This window comes from Methylocaldum sp. RMAD-M (genome assembly GCF_017832375.1).
In the GTDB taxonomy this organism is placed as follows: domain Bacteria; phylum Pseudomonadota; class Gammaproteobacteria; order Methylococcales; family Methylococcaceae; genus Methylocaldum.
In genome coordinates this window covers 13,742-27,009 of sequence record NZ_JAFIBZ010000006.1, presented here as the reverse complement: position 1 = coordinate 27,009, position 13,268 = coordinate 13,742, and the positions used below count along the sequence as shown (strand labels likewise).

Annotated in this window: 11 protein-coding genes; 7 read left to right on the top strand and 4 right to left on the bottom strand. The window is 58.0% G+C overall.

What is annotated here, in order from left to right; all coding sequences use genetic code 11:
- Positions 1 to 102 precede the first annotated feature (102 nt).
- The 4 genes from JOD69_RS08055 (at position 103) to JOD69_RS08040 (ending at position 5,401) form a co-directional block, all read left to right on the top strand.
- Positions 103 to 702: a hypothetical protein gene (locus JOD69_RS08055; RefSeq protein ID WP_133717777.1), complete on the top strand. Its 600-nt coding sequence runs from the start codon at positions 103 to 105 to the stop codon at positions 700 to 702.
- Positions 703 to 841: 139 nt separating this feature from the next.
- The gene (locus tag JOD69_RS08050) at positions 842 to 1,531 is read left to right on the top strand and encodes a tetratricopeptide repeat protein (protein ID WP_210023851.1); all 690 of its coding nucleotides are present in this window, start codon (positions 842 to 844) and stop codon (positions 1,529 to 1,531) included.
- Positions 1,532 to 1,582: 51 nt separating this feature from the next.
- Positions 1,583 to 4,441: a bifunctional [glutamate--ammonia ligase]-adenylyl-L-tyrosine phosphorylase/[glutamate--ammonia-ligase] adenylyltransferase gene (gene glnE, locus JOD69_RS08045; protein WP_210023850.1), complete on the top strand. Its 2,859-nt coding sequence runs from the start codon at positions 1,583 to 1,585 to the stop codon at positions 4,439 to 4,441.
- Between the two features lie 36 nt (positions 4,442 to 4,477).
- Positions 4,478 to 5,401 carry a branched-chain amino acid transaminase gene (locus JOD69_RS08040; protein WP_077728859.1) on the top strand — a complete coding sequence of 308 codons (924 nt, stop codon included), beginning with the start codon at positions 4,478 to 4,480 and terminating at the stop codon, positions 5,399 to 5,401.
- 206 nt (positions 5,402 to 5,607) lie between these two features.
- On the opposite strand, the gene JOD69_RS08035 is transcribed toward JOD69_RS08040, so the two are convergent.
- Both JOD69_RS08035 and JOD69_RS08030 read right to left on the bottom strand, forming a co-directional pair.
- Positions 5,608 to 6,249, bottom strand: a complete 642-nt coding sequence (locus tag JOD69_RS08035; protein WP_210023849.1) for a hypothetical protein — start codon at positions 6,247 to 6,249, stop codon at positions 5,608 to 5,610.
- Between the two features lie 61 nt (positions 6,250 to 6,310).
- Entirely contained in the window at positions 6,311 to 7,666 is a 1,356-nt protein-coding gene (locus JOD69_RS08030; protein ID WP_210023848.1) for a DegQ family serine endoprotease, read from the bottom strand.
- 160 nt (positions 7,667 to 7,826) lie between these two features.
- Here JOD69_RS08030 and JOD69_RS08025 point away from each other — a divergent pair, with 160 nt between their 5' ends.
- Positions 7,827 to 10,031, top strand: coding sequence for a cyclic nucleotide-binding domain-containing protein (locus JOD69_RS08025; protein ID WP_210023847.1), 2,205 nt, complete (start codon positions 7,827 to 7,829; stop codon positions 10,029 to 10,031).
- Here JOD69_RS08025 and JOD69_RS08020 read toward each other — a convergent pair.
- Together JOD69_RS08020 and JOD69_RS08015 are read right to left on the bottom strand one after the other, a co-directional pair.
- Positions 10,026 to 11,225 (bottom strand): class I SAM-dependent rRNA methyltransferase, encoded by a 1,200-nt coding sequence (locus tag JOD69_RS08020; protein WP_086134566.1) that lies wholly within the window; start codon positions 11,223 to 11,225, stop codon positions 10,026 to 10,028. The two genes, JOD69_RS08025 and JOD69_RS08020, sit on opposite strands and share 6 nt — an antisense overlap.
- Complete coding sequence (locus JOD69_RS08015; RefSeq protein ID WP_168183843.1) at positions 11,188 to 11,388, bottom strand: hypothetical protein; 201 nt, start codon at positions 11,386 to 11,388, stop codon at positions 11,188 to 11,190. The genes JOD69_RS08020 and JOD69_RS08015 overlap by 38 nt, the downstream gene beginning before the upstream one ends.
- Here JOD69_RS08015 and hslV point away from each other — a divergent pair.
- Positions 11,374 to 11,937 (top strand): ATP-dependent protease subunit HslV, encoded by a 564-nt coding sequence (gene hslV / locus JOD69_RS08010; RefSeq protein WP_077728854.1) that lies wholly within the window; start codon positions 11,374 to 11,376, stop codon positions 11,935 to 11,937. The genes JOD69_RS08015 and hslV overlap by 15 nt on opposite strands.
- On the top strand, positions 11,934 to 13,259 hold the full coding sequence (hslU, locus tag JOD69_RS08005; protein WP_077728853.1) for an ATP-dependent protease ATPase subunit HslU: 1,326 nt from the start codon (positions 11,934 to 11,936) through the stop codon (positions 13,257 to 13,259). The genes hslV and hslU overlap by 4 nt, the downstream gene beginning before the upstream one ends.
- Positions 13,260 to 13,268 lie beyond the last annotated feature (9 nt).

Sequence of the window (13,268 nt, the reverse complement as noted above, 5' to 3'; positions counted from 1 at the left end):
GCTGTATCAAACCTGAAGCGTTCTGGCCGATTGAGTCTACGATTTTCCACGAACTTTCGTGCTATCGTAGACGATCCATTTTCCCGTCTCTTCGAGCACCTCATGAACCCACGAATCGCGACCCTGATCGAAAACATCCAAGCGCTCGAAGAGGAACTCGAAGCCGAACTGGCCAAACATAGGGAAGAATTTCGGATCAAGCTCCGCAACGGCAGGATCGATTACGCCCACGAACTGTTGCGGGAGCACCGCAGACTCAAGGCGAGCCTGACCAAGTACATCGTCAGGGCCAACCCGCTCACGCTGCTCACCGCGCCGATCATTTACTCATTGATCGTCCCTTTCGTCCTTCTGGATCTGGCCGTCACGCTATACCAGGCGGTTTGCTTCCCGATTTACGGCATTCCTAAGGTAAAACGCGGCGATTACCTGGTCTTCGACCGAGGGCGATTGGCCTATCTGAATCTGATCGAAAAACTCAATTGCGCGTACTGTTCCTACGGTAACGGCCTTCTCGCGTACGTCCGCGAGATTGCCGCCCGCACCGAACTGCACTGGTGCCCCATCAAACACGCGCGCCGCATCAAATCGCCCCACTCCTCATACGGCCGGTTTCTCGATTACGGCGACGCCGAGACTTATCGGCGAGAGATAGAAAAAACGAGAAGAAATTTCGGCAACGAAAAATCCGATCAGCCGTAGCCAGTCAATCGGACCGGCCGCCACCTCGAGAATCTATAGACATTCCTCATTAACCACCCGATCCTCGATTGTTAGAATGCTCGTTTCATCGCCCACTGCTGAAAATTTGCATTTGAAATCCTTACATCTCGTACTCGCCTTGTTAGCTGTTATTCTCCCCGGTACCAGCCACTCGAAGGCCGAATCGGGCGTTCATGAGGCCGTCCGGCGTCTTGAAGACGAATGGGCGGAGATTTTTTACCGCCTGCCGCCATCCGAACATGCAGAGAAGTTCAAAGGCCTTCTGGCCAGGGTTCATGCCGTGTCCGAGCAGCACCCCAAAGAAGCCGATCCGCTGGTTCTGGAGGCCATCGTCCTCTGCACCTACGCCGCTGCGGACGTCGGTTTGAGCTCGCTGAGCAGGGTCAGCGAGGCCCGGGAACTGCTCATCAAGGCGATAGACATCGATCCCCGCGCCATGGAAGGATCGGCTTATATCACCCTCGGCAATCTTTATTACCGGCTTCCCGGCTGGCCAATCTCCTTCGGAGACGACGATTCGGCCCGTCAATATCTGGAAGCGGCTTTGAAGCTATATCCGAACGCCCTGGATTCGAATTATTTTTACGGCGACTTTTTGTTGCAGCAGGGCGAGTATGACAAGGCCCTGCCTTATTTGGAAAAAGCCGAGAAAGCACCGATTCGGCCTTACATGTTGCTTTCCGATGCCAAATTGAAGGAAGAAGTCCGTGAGGCACTGATAGCCGCACGCGAAAAGCGGGACGAGCACGGGGATTTCTTCCAGAGCTTTTTGACGTCGTTTTTCGGTAACGATGCTAAAAAGCCCTGAAACGATCATGTCCCGAGGCCTGACCCACTCCATCATCGTTAAGACTGTCTTATGTCCGACAACTCCGATTTTCTGCAGCGCTTGCCCGAACCGCTCAAACAGCCGGTAGCCTCGGCTTGGGCCGCGTTTTCCGCAAACTCGGCGCACCTCGGAATCGAACTCGACGAGTTTCCGGACAAGATCAAAGGCTCTTTAGGTCCGGTCTGGGCCGCGAGCCCTTTCGTCGCCGAACAATGCGCCCGCCGGCCGGAGCTCCTGCAAGACTTATTGGAATCGGGCCGGCTGGTGAACTCGACCGACGAGGAAACCTGTCGCGGCGACCTGCGACAGCTCCTGGAAGGCGTAGCTACCGAAACGGAGTTGATGGCCGTTCTGCGCCGCTTCCGTAACCGGGAAATGGTGCGCATCGCCTGGCGCGACATTGCCGGCTGGGCAAGCCTGGAAGAAACCCTCCGGGATTTATCCGCGCTCGCCGACGTGTGTGTACAGGAAAGCCTGGACTTTCTTTTTCGCCAAGCCTGCGCCGCCAAGGGAACGCCGGTCAACAAGCAAGGCCGGCCGCAATCGCTGGTCGTGCTGGGCATGGGCAAGCTCGGCGCCTTCGAGCTGAATTTCTCGTCCGACATCGATCTGATTTTCGCCTATCGGGACGACGGGGTTCTGGCGGACAAGCGCGAAACCAGCTACTGCGAGTTTTACACCAAGCTGGCGCGCAATCTGGTCAAGGTGTTGGACACCCAGACCGAGGACGGCTTCATCTTCCGCGTCGACCTGCGCTTGCGCCCGTTCGGCGACTCGGGCCCCCTGGTTCAGAACTTCTATGCCTTGGAAGCGTACTACCAAAGCCAGGCGCGCGAGTGGGAACGCTACGCCATGGTCAAGGTGCGCCCCATCGCCGGCGATATCGAAGCCGGACGCGAACTTCAGGAATTTCTCAAGCCTTTCGTCTATCGGCGTTATCTCGATTACCGAACGCTCGGCGAATTGCGCGAATTGAAGCAGAAAATCTCGCTGGAACTGCAACGCAAGGACCGCCAGGAAAACATCAAGCTCGGTCCGGGCGGCATTCGGGAAATCGAGTTCATCGGCCAGGCATTTCAACTGATCCGCGGCGGACGCGAGAAACGCCTGCAGGAGCGCCGCATCCAGGTCGTACTGGAAACCCTGGCCGATCTGGGCTTGCTGCCCAAGCCCACGGTCGAAAAACTTCAGGAGGCCTATCGCTTTCTCCGCACGGTCGAAAACCGGCTGCAACAATACGCCGACAGGCAAACCCACGATCTTCCCACCGGCCCTGTACAGCGGCTCAGCCTCGCTTTCGCGATGGGCTTTTCCGCCTGGGAGAGCTTCAAAGCGCGCATCGATGCGGTGCGCCGGGAGGTTCACGAGGTGTTCGAACAGGTCGTCGCGCCGGTCAAGGCCGAGGGCCGAGACTTTTTCGCATTGAGCGGCGATCGCGAACAGATTTACATGGCATTGCGGAATCTCGGCTGGCCTACACCTGAATCCGGGGCAAAACTCATCGAGACGTTTCAGACTTCCCACGCCATCAAGAATCTCACTCCGAGGGGCGCTTCGGAACTCGCTCGCCTGATGCCCATGCTGCTCCGAGCCACGGCCTCGACCGAACAGCCCGAAAATGCCCTGGAGCGGATTTTCGCGCTATTGGAGGCCATCGCTAGCCGCAACGTTTATCTGACCCTTCTGGCGGAGAACCCGCAAGCTTTGTCGCAGCTCGTCAAACTGGCAGCGGGCAGCCCCTGGATCACCAACTATATCGCCCAACATCCTCTGCTTCTGGACGAATTGCTGGACCCGCGCGCGCTTTACACGCCGCTGTCGAAGGCGGAACTGGAACGGGAACTGAGCCGGAAGCTCGACTCGATCGATCCCGAGGATCTCGAACAAATCCTGATCGGCCTGCGCCAGTTCAAGCAAAGCAGCATCTTGAGAGTCGCGGCAGCCGATTTCGTCGGCGCCATTCCGATCATGGTGGTCAGCGACTATCTCACCTATATCGCCGAAGTGCTGGTGAACGAAGTCATGCGACAAGCTTGGCGACTGACGGCCGCGCGGCACGGCGTTCCTCCCGGCGCAAGCGTCGACCAAGTCGGCGGTTTCGGCGTAATCGCCTACGGCAAAATGGGCGGGCTGGAACTCGGCTACGGATCGGATCTGGATCTGGTCTTCCTCTATGACGGCGTCGACAGCGCTCTCACCAATGGCGAGCGGCCGGTCAGCACCGCCGAGTTTTTCGCGCGGATGGGCAAGCGCATCATTCATCTTTTGACGGCGAATACCCCCGCGGGCATTCTCTACGAGGTGGATTTGCGGCTTCGGCCGTCCGGAAGTTCCGGTCTTCTGGTCAGCAGTGTCGACGCATACGACACCTACCAAATGGATAACGCCTGGACTTGGGAGCAGCAGGCGCTGGTAAAGGCCCGGTTCGTCGCCGGAGATCCCGAAATCGGCGAACGGTTCGGCACTATCCGCGAGAAGTCTCTGTGCCGGGAGCGGGATACCGAAACCCTACGGACCGAAATTCGCGAAATGCGCGAAAAAATGCGCGCCAATCTGGCGGCAAAAGACCCCGACGTGTTCGATTTGAAGCAAAGTTTCGGCGGTATCGTCGATATCGAGTTTATAGTACAATTCGGGGTTCTTTCGCGTGCTCACGATTGCAATAAACTGACCGAGTGGACCGACGTGGTACGCCTGCTGGACTCTCTCACGAAGGCCGGTTTTTTAAGTTCTGACGATGCCGGACTATTAGGGCAGGCCTATTGCCTTTTCCGTGAACGTACCCACCGGCTTGCGCTGCTTGAAGTGCCCGCGCTGGTTCCGGCCCATGAACATTTCGAACTGCGTTCCCGCGTGCAGCAGATTTGGCGGAACGTGATGGAACGCTAAGCTTTTCAATTCACTGGTAATTTCGGAGAACGACTGATGGCGATGGATGACAGAGACGGCGTCATCTGGCTCGACGGCGAGTGGCTGCCCTGGCGAGACGCAAAGGTTCACGTGCTGACCCATACCCTACATTACGGCTGCGGCGTATTCGAGGGTCTTCGGGCTTACAAGACCGACCGGGGCGCGGCGATCTTCCGCCTGCGCGACCACACCGACCGGCTGTTCCGCTCCGCCCACATCATGAACATGAAGATTCCTTTCGACAAGGACATCCTCGACCGGGCGCAATGCGAAGCCGTAAGCCGGAACGGCCTGTCCAGCGCCTACATCCGGCCGATGTGCTTCTACGGTTCCGAAGGCATGGGCCTGCACGCCAAGGGGCTCAATGTACATGTCATGATCGCCGCCTGGGAATGGGGCAGTTACCTCGGCGCCGAAAACATGGCGCGCGGCATCAAGGTCCGCACCTCGTCCTATACCCGCAACTCCGTCAACAGCGTCATGTGCAAGGCCAAGGCGAACGGCAACTATCTGAATTCGATCCTGGCCGTTCAGGAAGCCGTGGAAGCGGGCTGCGACGAAGCCTTGTTGCTCGATCACGAGGGTTACGTAGCCGAAGGCAGCGGCGAGAACATCTTCATCGTGCGCCGCGGCAAGCTCTATACGCCGGACCTGACCTCGGCGCTGGAAGGCATCACCCGCGAAACCGTCTTCACCATCGCCCGGGAGAACGGGCTGGAAGTTGTCGAAAAGCGGATTACCCGCGATGAAGTCTATGTCGCGGACGAGGCTTTCTTCACCGGTACAGCCGCCGAAGTAACCCCCATCCGGGAAGTGGACGGGCGGACCATCGGCGAAGGCGGACGCGGACCGATCACGGAAAAGCTGCAAACTCTGTATTTCGATTACGTGCACGGCCGCCGTAACGACCATCAGGAGTGGCTCAGCTACGTGGGCTGATCAACCCTCAGCCGTACTTCGGGGCGGGATTTTCCCGCCCTACCCCACTTTGCTAACTAGGCAACTGCTCACCCCAATAAAGCTCGTAGGATGTGCTGAACGAAGTGAAGCGCCCTTCGACCGGGCTCAGGACAGGCATCGTTCGCGATTGATACGGGTCATGCCGTACATCCGTGTGCGGCACCCTGCGGGCGGCTCCGCTTCGTTTACCCCGGCAACTGCCCACCCAGATAGAGCCCGTATCTGAGCAACACCGCGCCTTGCAGCAGAAAATCGAGCGGCGCTTCGATCAGATTTGCCCACCCTTCCGTTTCAAACACGCCGTCCAATCGGCGCCCTAGACGTTCGCCGAACTCTCGTGCCAAGAAATGCGAACCGATCGACAAGGCGATGAGTCCGAGAAGCATCGAAGCAGGCGGAAAATATTTCATCGACACCTCCGGATACCGCCAGTGCAACAGCACGGCTCCGAGGACAGTGATCTGAAGCGATGTCACCATGCCTCTGTACTTGCCGAGCACCGGCAGCCAGGGCAAAAAGACCGCCAGCACGAAAGCCAGATTGAACAGATCCGAGATCGGCCTGGCTCCGGCATGGAGATTTCGAACGAAATCCGGCTCCCCGGCGCGTCCGAACTGGTGAGGGTATACGAGAAGGACAAATCCGAGGGCAAGTGCGGCATGAACGAACGGCGGTCCAACCCGTGCGGCGATTTCGCGGCTTAGCGGAACGCCTTCCAGTCTCAGTTGCAGCCTGTCGAGCAGAATAAACATCGGCACATGCAGCAAGGCTGCGGTCAGTAAGGGTAGCCAGTAGTTCGGTTGGGAAATCGCCCACAAAAAATCCATAGACTTCTCTCGCAACAAAAAGGGGCTGTTAAACAGCCCCTTAATCAGCCGGCATTCTTTATTAGCGCAGCAGCAAGAAGAACGAGCCGTTCCCCCGTTGGAGATTGAGCAGCAGCTCGCCGCTGCCGTTTGCGGCGGCCTTGAGCTCCTTCAGATTGCCCACCGGCTGGCGATTGGCCATGACGATGACGTCGCCGGGGCGCAAACCGGCCTGGAATGCATGGGAGGCGGTATGGATCTTTTCCACGCGCACGCCTCGCACCGCTTCGTTCGGCTCGGTATTGGCGAGCAAGGTACCGGAAAGCTTCGGATGGATCTTCTTGCCTTCCTCCCGTGTGATCTTGGGCTCGGCAATTTTCGCTTCACGGACCATGGTTTCACCTTTGTGCAGAACTTCGATCGAGACTTTGTCGCCGATCTGCTGCAAACCGATGGCGTTTCGGACGTCCATGCTGTTCCTCACGTGGTGGTCGTTGATCGCCAGCACGATGTCGCCCGGCTCCAGCTTGGCCCTGGCAGCGGGGGAATCGGGCTGGACGCCGGTAATGACGGCGCCTTGGGTTTGGGTAAGGCCAAAAGCTTGCGCCAATTCCGGGGTCAAGTCCTGAACCGTTACGCCGAGCAAACCGCGCCGAATTTCACCATGCTCGATCAGGGCGGTCATGATACTGGTCGCCATATTGGCGGGAATGGCAAAGCCGATACCCACATTGCCCCCGCTCGGCGCCAGGATGGCGGTATTGATGCCGATCAGCTCTCCGCGCAGATTGACGAGCGCGCCACCCGAGTTGCCGGGGTTGATCGAAGCATCGGTCTGGATGAAGTCCTCATAACCTTCGATGCCGAGCCCGGACCGGCCGAGTGCGCTGATAATGCCGGAAGTTACGGTTTGTCCCAGTCCGAATGGATTGCCGATGGCCACCACGAAATCGCCTACCTGCAATTGACTGGAATCGGCGATCGGTAGTTCGCTCAAGTTCTGCGGCTCGACCTTGATCACGGCGATGTCCGATTCCGGATCGGCTCCGATCAATTTTGCATTGAGATGACGACCGTCATTAAGCGTCACCGTGATCTCATCGGCTTTGTCGATGACGTGATTGTTGGTGAGGATGTAGCCGCGTCGCGCATCGACGATCACGCCCGAGCCCAAGCTGGAGGTTTCGCGGCGGCGCGGTTGATTCGGGATGTCGAAAAAATAGCGGAAAAACGGATCGCGCAACAAAGGATGCTCGGCTTCTTGAATCTGCGTACGCGTCGAAATATTCACCACAGCCGGCGTCGCCTTCTTCAACATAGGCGAAAGGCTAGGCAGGGGTTGGCCATCCACGCTGGTCGGCCAGGCCGCATACGCTGCATTCAGAAATAACAGCAGACCGGCCAAAAAAAGCGGAAGCAATCGACGGTTATCGCTCATTCGTTATACCTCGGTCGTTTCAAGAAGATTGAATGGCCCGGATCCTTGGCCAACGATAATTGATAGACATCACAAAGTGCTTACGGAGGGATGGTCTATTATATGGAAGCGTAGGAAAACCGAACAACAATGCTATCGGCTCGGATGCCGGAAACGATCGATGCTCGAAGTCCACAAATTCGAATACTCTAGCAACACGAACATGCCCCCTGCCTTGAGCGCCTCTGATGCACAGGAATTGCGCCGCCTGATTCCACTGAATACGCTCTCGGATAGCCGATTCGAGCAGCTCTGCTCACAGATCCGAATCGATGAGGCGCCGAAAGGCTCCATTCTCTTTCGACAAGGAGAAACGAAGAACGAGTTCGTGTACCTGTTGAGCGGCACGATATCGCTGCAGGCAGGGGGAGTCGAAATGGATTCGATCAGTGGCGGCACGGATACGGCCCGATTCGCCCTGGCCCACCAGATTCCGCGCAAAGTTTCGGCTGTTGCGAACGATACCGTCAGATACGTCAGGATCAAACCGGAAATCATAAACCAACAGGAGGAACTCAACCGAGACGTGCCTACGTACAAGGTCAGCGACATTCCGGAGGAACCCACGCGCGACTGGATGACAGCGCTGCTCAAGTCGCCGCTCTTTCAGCGCCTGTCTCCGGCGAACATTCAGGCCATTCTTCGCAGTCTCGAAGAAATTGAAGTCAAAGCGGGCGATGTCATTTGCCGTCAAGGCGACCCCGGCGACTTTTATTACATCATCAAGAAAGGACGCTGCGCCCTAACCCGCAAGCCGTCGCGGCTCGCCAAAGAGATCAAGCTGGCCACGCTAAAAATCAGCGATACCTTCGGCGAGGATTCCCTCATTTCCGGAGACCCGCGCAATGTGACGGTCACTATGGTGACCGACGGCATTTTGCTGAGACTGGACAAAGCCAGTTTTATCAAGCTCCTTAAGGAACCGGTGATATCTCATGTCGACTTCGAAACCGCCCAAAGAATGGCCAGTCGCGATGCGGTATGGCTGGATGTCCGAGCGCCGGATGTCTACGAGCAGGGCCGCTTGCCGGGAAGCCTTAATATTCCGTTCTTTTCACTGCGGGTGATGCTTCCCACCCTGAACCGGCAAGGCAAATACCTTTTGGTTTGCGAAGACGGACGGCTCAGCGAGGCTTCCGCTTTCCTGCTAATTCGGTACGGCTTCGAGGCTCACGTGCTGGCCGGCGGTATCGGCAACGTGCCACGGGATCACTTGGTCGTCGAAGCGACAAAATGGTCTCCCTCCCGCTCGTCGACCGCCCCAACGTACTCGGCATCTCAGCCGGGGCAGTCCGATTTGACAACATTCGAAATGGACACTGACATCGCCCAGGATTCAACTCGACAAGAAGGGCTATTGTCCGGTCTGTATGAGACGGCGGACTACGAAGGCGGCCGAACCGAAGATTCGGAAGAAACCCGAACCACTCTCGATACTGCCCCGCTTGCGGAGCCAGCGTCTCGGGAGAGCGAATCGCTCGGTCCAATTTCTTCAACGGACCATGCACCGACATTGGATGCGCTACTCTCCTCTGAGCGGAAGAAAAGCCGGGATTCGGAAGACCAGTCGGCCGCATTGCAGCGCCGGCTGCGGGAACTCGAAGCAACAATACAAGAAAGTCTTTTACGGGAACGGGATCTCGCCGAGCGTTTGGCGGCATCCGAAAACACGGCCGCAGAAGCGGTTTCTCGAACCCATGCGTTGGAAAAGCAGTTGACCAAAGCCGGCGATATTGTTTCGTCTGTCGCATCCGTCACAGAAAAGTATCAGCAGGCTGAAGAGCGATTGCTAAAGGCCAAGGGAGAGATCGACTCTTTGAAGGCAGAACTCGAAAAGGCTCGCGAACTGGCAAGCGATCGAGAAGCCGCGCTACTATCCTTGCGCGAAAATTATGAGCTCCTCTTGGCGGAACATGCCAAAAATGCCGGAGCTCGAAACAATCCCGAGTTGGACACCGTGCGCCGCCAGCATGGCGACGAACTGATGGCGCTGCAAGCCAGACTGCGTGACATGGAGGAGGAAGGCAACCAGCTCAGAGAGGCACTTCAATCGGCCCGGACCCGGCTGGCCGTTATGGAATCCGCCGCGTCCGCAGCGCAAGCGGGCAATGAGGATCAGAAGAAGAAACTACACTTCGAATTCGCCGTCACATTCCCGGTAACCCTCGTGATAACGTTGTTGCTGACGGCGCTTGTCTTTGGCGGGCTATTCGGCACGGCATCCGGCCGAAAATTCCTCAGCCGCTTGCTGACGCAAACCAGTCAGGCATCCCCCGAGCGTATCCCGCCCAACCCGATGTCCTCCGCGCCGATGCAGGGTTCATAAGCTCTCGCCGATATGGCAGAAAAAGGTTTTCAGATATTCGGTCTCTGGAATCGCGGGATGCACGGGATGATCGGGCGCCTGTCCACCGCGTCCGAAGAAGACCAGATGGCGATCCAAACTTCTCGCCGTCGCCCGCAAAAGATCGTGCAGAGTCTCCCGCTGCAAGTGAAATGAACAGGATGCGGATACCAGTATGCCGCCCGGAGCCAATACCTGGATCGCGCCTTGATTCAGCCGCCGGTACGCTTCTACGCCTTGGCCGACATCTTTCTTGCGCTTGATCAGAGCCGGAGGGTCGAGCACGATCACGTCGTAGCGCAGCCGTTCCTCCCTTGCCCGCTTCAGAAATTCGAACACATCGTCCTTGACGAACTGCATTTTCTCCATAACACCATTGAGCCGGCTGTTCTCGGCCGCCAAGGCCAAAGCGGCCTCCGAGCCGTCCACGCAGTCGACCCTTCCCGCTCCGGCGAGCGCCGCCTGTACGCCCCACGCCCCGCTGTATGAAAAAAGGTCCAGTACGCGCAGACCGCGTGAAAGCTTCGCCAACACGGCCCGGCTCTCGCGATGATCGAAAAACCAGCCGGTTTTTTGGCCGCCGACCGGATCAACCTGAAATCGTGCGCCGTTTTCTTCGATTTCGATTGCCTCCTCCAGAGCACCTTTGACGATGCGCGTGTAAGTCTCGAGTCCTTCCAAGGCTCTGAGGCTGGACGTGTTCTTCAAGACAATGGCGCTCGGGCCGAACAAAGCCTCGATCGCAGCCGCCAGAGGTTCCTGAAGCTTCTCCATGCCGGCCGTATTCGTCTGAATGACGAACACATCGCCGAAACGATCGACCACCGCCCCGGGGATCCCGTCGCTTTCGCCGTATACCAGACGGTAAAAAGGCTTGGAAAACACCCGTTCTCGTAATTGCAGGGCACGCTTCAAGCGCTGTTCAAAGAAGGCCTGATCGATCTCCGCGTGCACGTCCCGAGTCAAAAGACGGGCGCAAATCAGCGACGCCGGGTTGACGTAGGCGATGCCCAAGGCTTGCCCGCGCGAGCTCTCCACGATAGCCAAATCACCCGCCCCGAAAATCTTGAGCGGCGTCGCCGAGATATCCACCTCGTTGCTGAAAATCCACGAATGGCCCCCGCGCAGGCGTCGTTCTTCATTTTTCTTGAGGCGTATCGAAGGTAACTGGCTCATAACTGTCGCTGAAAACAAAAAATAGTTCGCCATTATCTCGCACGATTCCATCCTTTGCAGAATCTAAAAAACCGAGCGCCCGCTTCGGCCGGCGGCCGCGGCGAGCCGGATGGTGTACAATGGCGGTTTTCTCTAAGCAGGCAATTTTGTGGAACAGTTTCACGGCACTACCATCGTGTCCGTCCGCCGCGGCGACAAAGTGGTCATCGGCGGCGACGGCCAGGTGACTATGGGCAACACCGTCATGAAAGGTAATGCCCGCAAGGTCCGCCGGCTCTATCACGGCCGCGTGCTCGCGGGTTTTGCCGGCGCAACCGCCGATGCGTTCACCTTATTCGAGCGCTTCGAAGGCCAATTGGAAAAGCAGCGCGGCAACCTGACCAAAGCGGCGGTCGAATTGGTGAAGGACTGGCGCACCGACCGAATGCTGCGCCGGCTGGAAGCCTTGCTTGCCGTCGCCGATTCGAAAGCATCCTTGATCATTTCCGGCAACGGCGACGTCATCGAACCGGAAAACGGCCTCATCGCGATCGGGTCCGGAGGGCCCTTCGCCCAGGCAGCCGCCCGCGCACTGTTGGAAAATACCGAATTGGGCGCTGTCGACATCGTCGAAAAGTCGCTGCAAATTGCCGCCGATATCTGCATTTATACCAACCGCAATCTGGTTATCGAAGAACTGGACATGCAACGGGAACTGCACGAACACCCATGACGCACATGACTCCCCGAGAAATCGTCCACGAATTGGACAAACACATCGTCGGTCAAGCCGCCGCCAAACGCGCGGTCGCCATAGCCTTGCGCAACCGTTGGCGGCGTATGCAAATCGAACCCGCGCTCCGCGAAGAGATCACGCCCAAGAATATCCTCATGATCGGTCCGACCGGCGTCGGCAAGACCGAAATCGCCCGCCGCCTCGCGCGGCTTGCCAACGCGCCGTTCATCAAGGTGGAAGCAACCAAGTTCACCGAGGTCGGCTATGTCGGACGCGATGTGGAATCCATCGTTCGCGATCTGGTCGATGCCGCGGTAAAAATGACGCGCCAAACCGAGATGGCGAAGGTACGAACCCATGCCGAAGAATCGGCCGAAGAACGGATTTTGAACGCTTTGCTGCCCGGCGGCTCGGGCTGGGGCGGAGAAGGACAGGCCCCGGAATCGGCGACACGCCAGAAATTCCGGCAAAAGCTCCGTAACGGCGAACTCGATGAAAAAGAAATCGAGATCGAAGTCAGCGCCGCACCGATCGGCGTGGAAATCATGGCGCCGCCCGGCATGGAAGAAATGAGCAATCAGCTCCAGAGCCTGTTCCAGAACCTGCACACCGGACGCACGCGCACTCGCAAGTTGCGGGTCAAGGATGCGCTCAAGCTCCTTCGCGAGGAAGAGTCGGCCAAGATGATCAACGAGGAGGACATCAAGTTGCGCGCCGTAGAGTCGGTGGAGCAAAACGGCATCGTATTCATCGACGAGATCGACAAGATCTGCAAGCGCGGCGAGTACGGAGGCCCGGATGTTTCGCGCGAAGGCGTGCAGCGTGACCTGCTGCCCTTGGTGGAAGGTTCCACGGTGAGCACCAAATACGGCATGGTCCGGACCGATCACATCCTGTTCGTCGCCTCCGGCGCATTCCATCTGTCGAAGCCCTCCGACCTCATTCCGGAGCTTCAGGGGCGATTGCCCATTCGGGTGGAGCTGAACGCCCTGACCGTGGAGGATTTCATCCGCATCCTGACCGAACCGGCCAGTTCCTTGACCGAACAGTACGCCGCGTTGCTCGCCACCGAAGGCGTCGAACTGGAGTTCACTCAGGACGGCATCGCCCGGATCGCCGAGATTAGCTGGGAAGTGAACGAGCGCACCGAGAATATCGGCGCCCGACGGCTGCACACCGTATTGGAAAGGCTTCTGGAAACGATCTCCTACGAAGCGCCGGATCATGCCGGAAAGTCCGTGGTCATCGACGCCCAGTATGTCGACCGGTATTTGTCCGAGCTGGCCCAGGACGAAGACCTGAGCCGCTATATCCTTTAACCGGCAGTC

Bases quoted from the DNA above. Each gene is read 5' to 3' on its own strand.
- JOD69_RS08035 (WP_210023849.1), bottom strand. From the start codon at position 6,249: ATGGATTTTTTGTGGGCGATTTCCCAACCGAACTACTGGCTACCCTTA.
- JOD69_RS08020 (WP_086134566.1), bottom strand. From the start codon at position 11,225: ATGAGCCAGTTACCTTCGATACGCCTCAAGAAAAATGAAGAACGACGC.
- hslU (WP_077728853.1), top strand. From the start codon at position 11,934: ATGACGCACATGACTCCCCGAGAAATCGTCCACGAATTGGACAAACAC.
- glnE (WP_210023850.1), top strand. From the start codon at position 1,583: ATGTCCGACAACTCCGATTTTCTGCAGCGCTTGCCCGAACCGCTCAAA.
- JOD69_RS08040 (WP_077728859.1), top strand. From the start codon at position 4,478: ATGGCGATGGATGACAGAGACGGCGTCATCTGGCTCGACGGCGAGTGG.
- JOD69_RS08030 (WP_210023848.1), bottom strand. From the start codon at position 7,666: ATGAGCGATAACCGTCGATTGCTTCCGCTTTTTTTGGCCGGTCTGCTG.
- JOD69_RS08055 (WP_133717777.1), top strand. From the start codon at position 103: ATGAACCCACGAATCGCGACCCTGATCGAAAACATCCAAGCGCTCGAA.
- JOD69_RS08025 (WP_210023847.1), top strand. From the start codon at position 7,827: ATGCTCGAAGTCCACAAATTCGAATACTCTAGCAACACGAACATGCCC.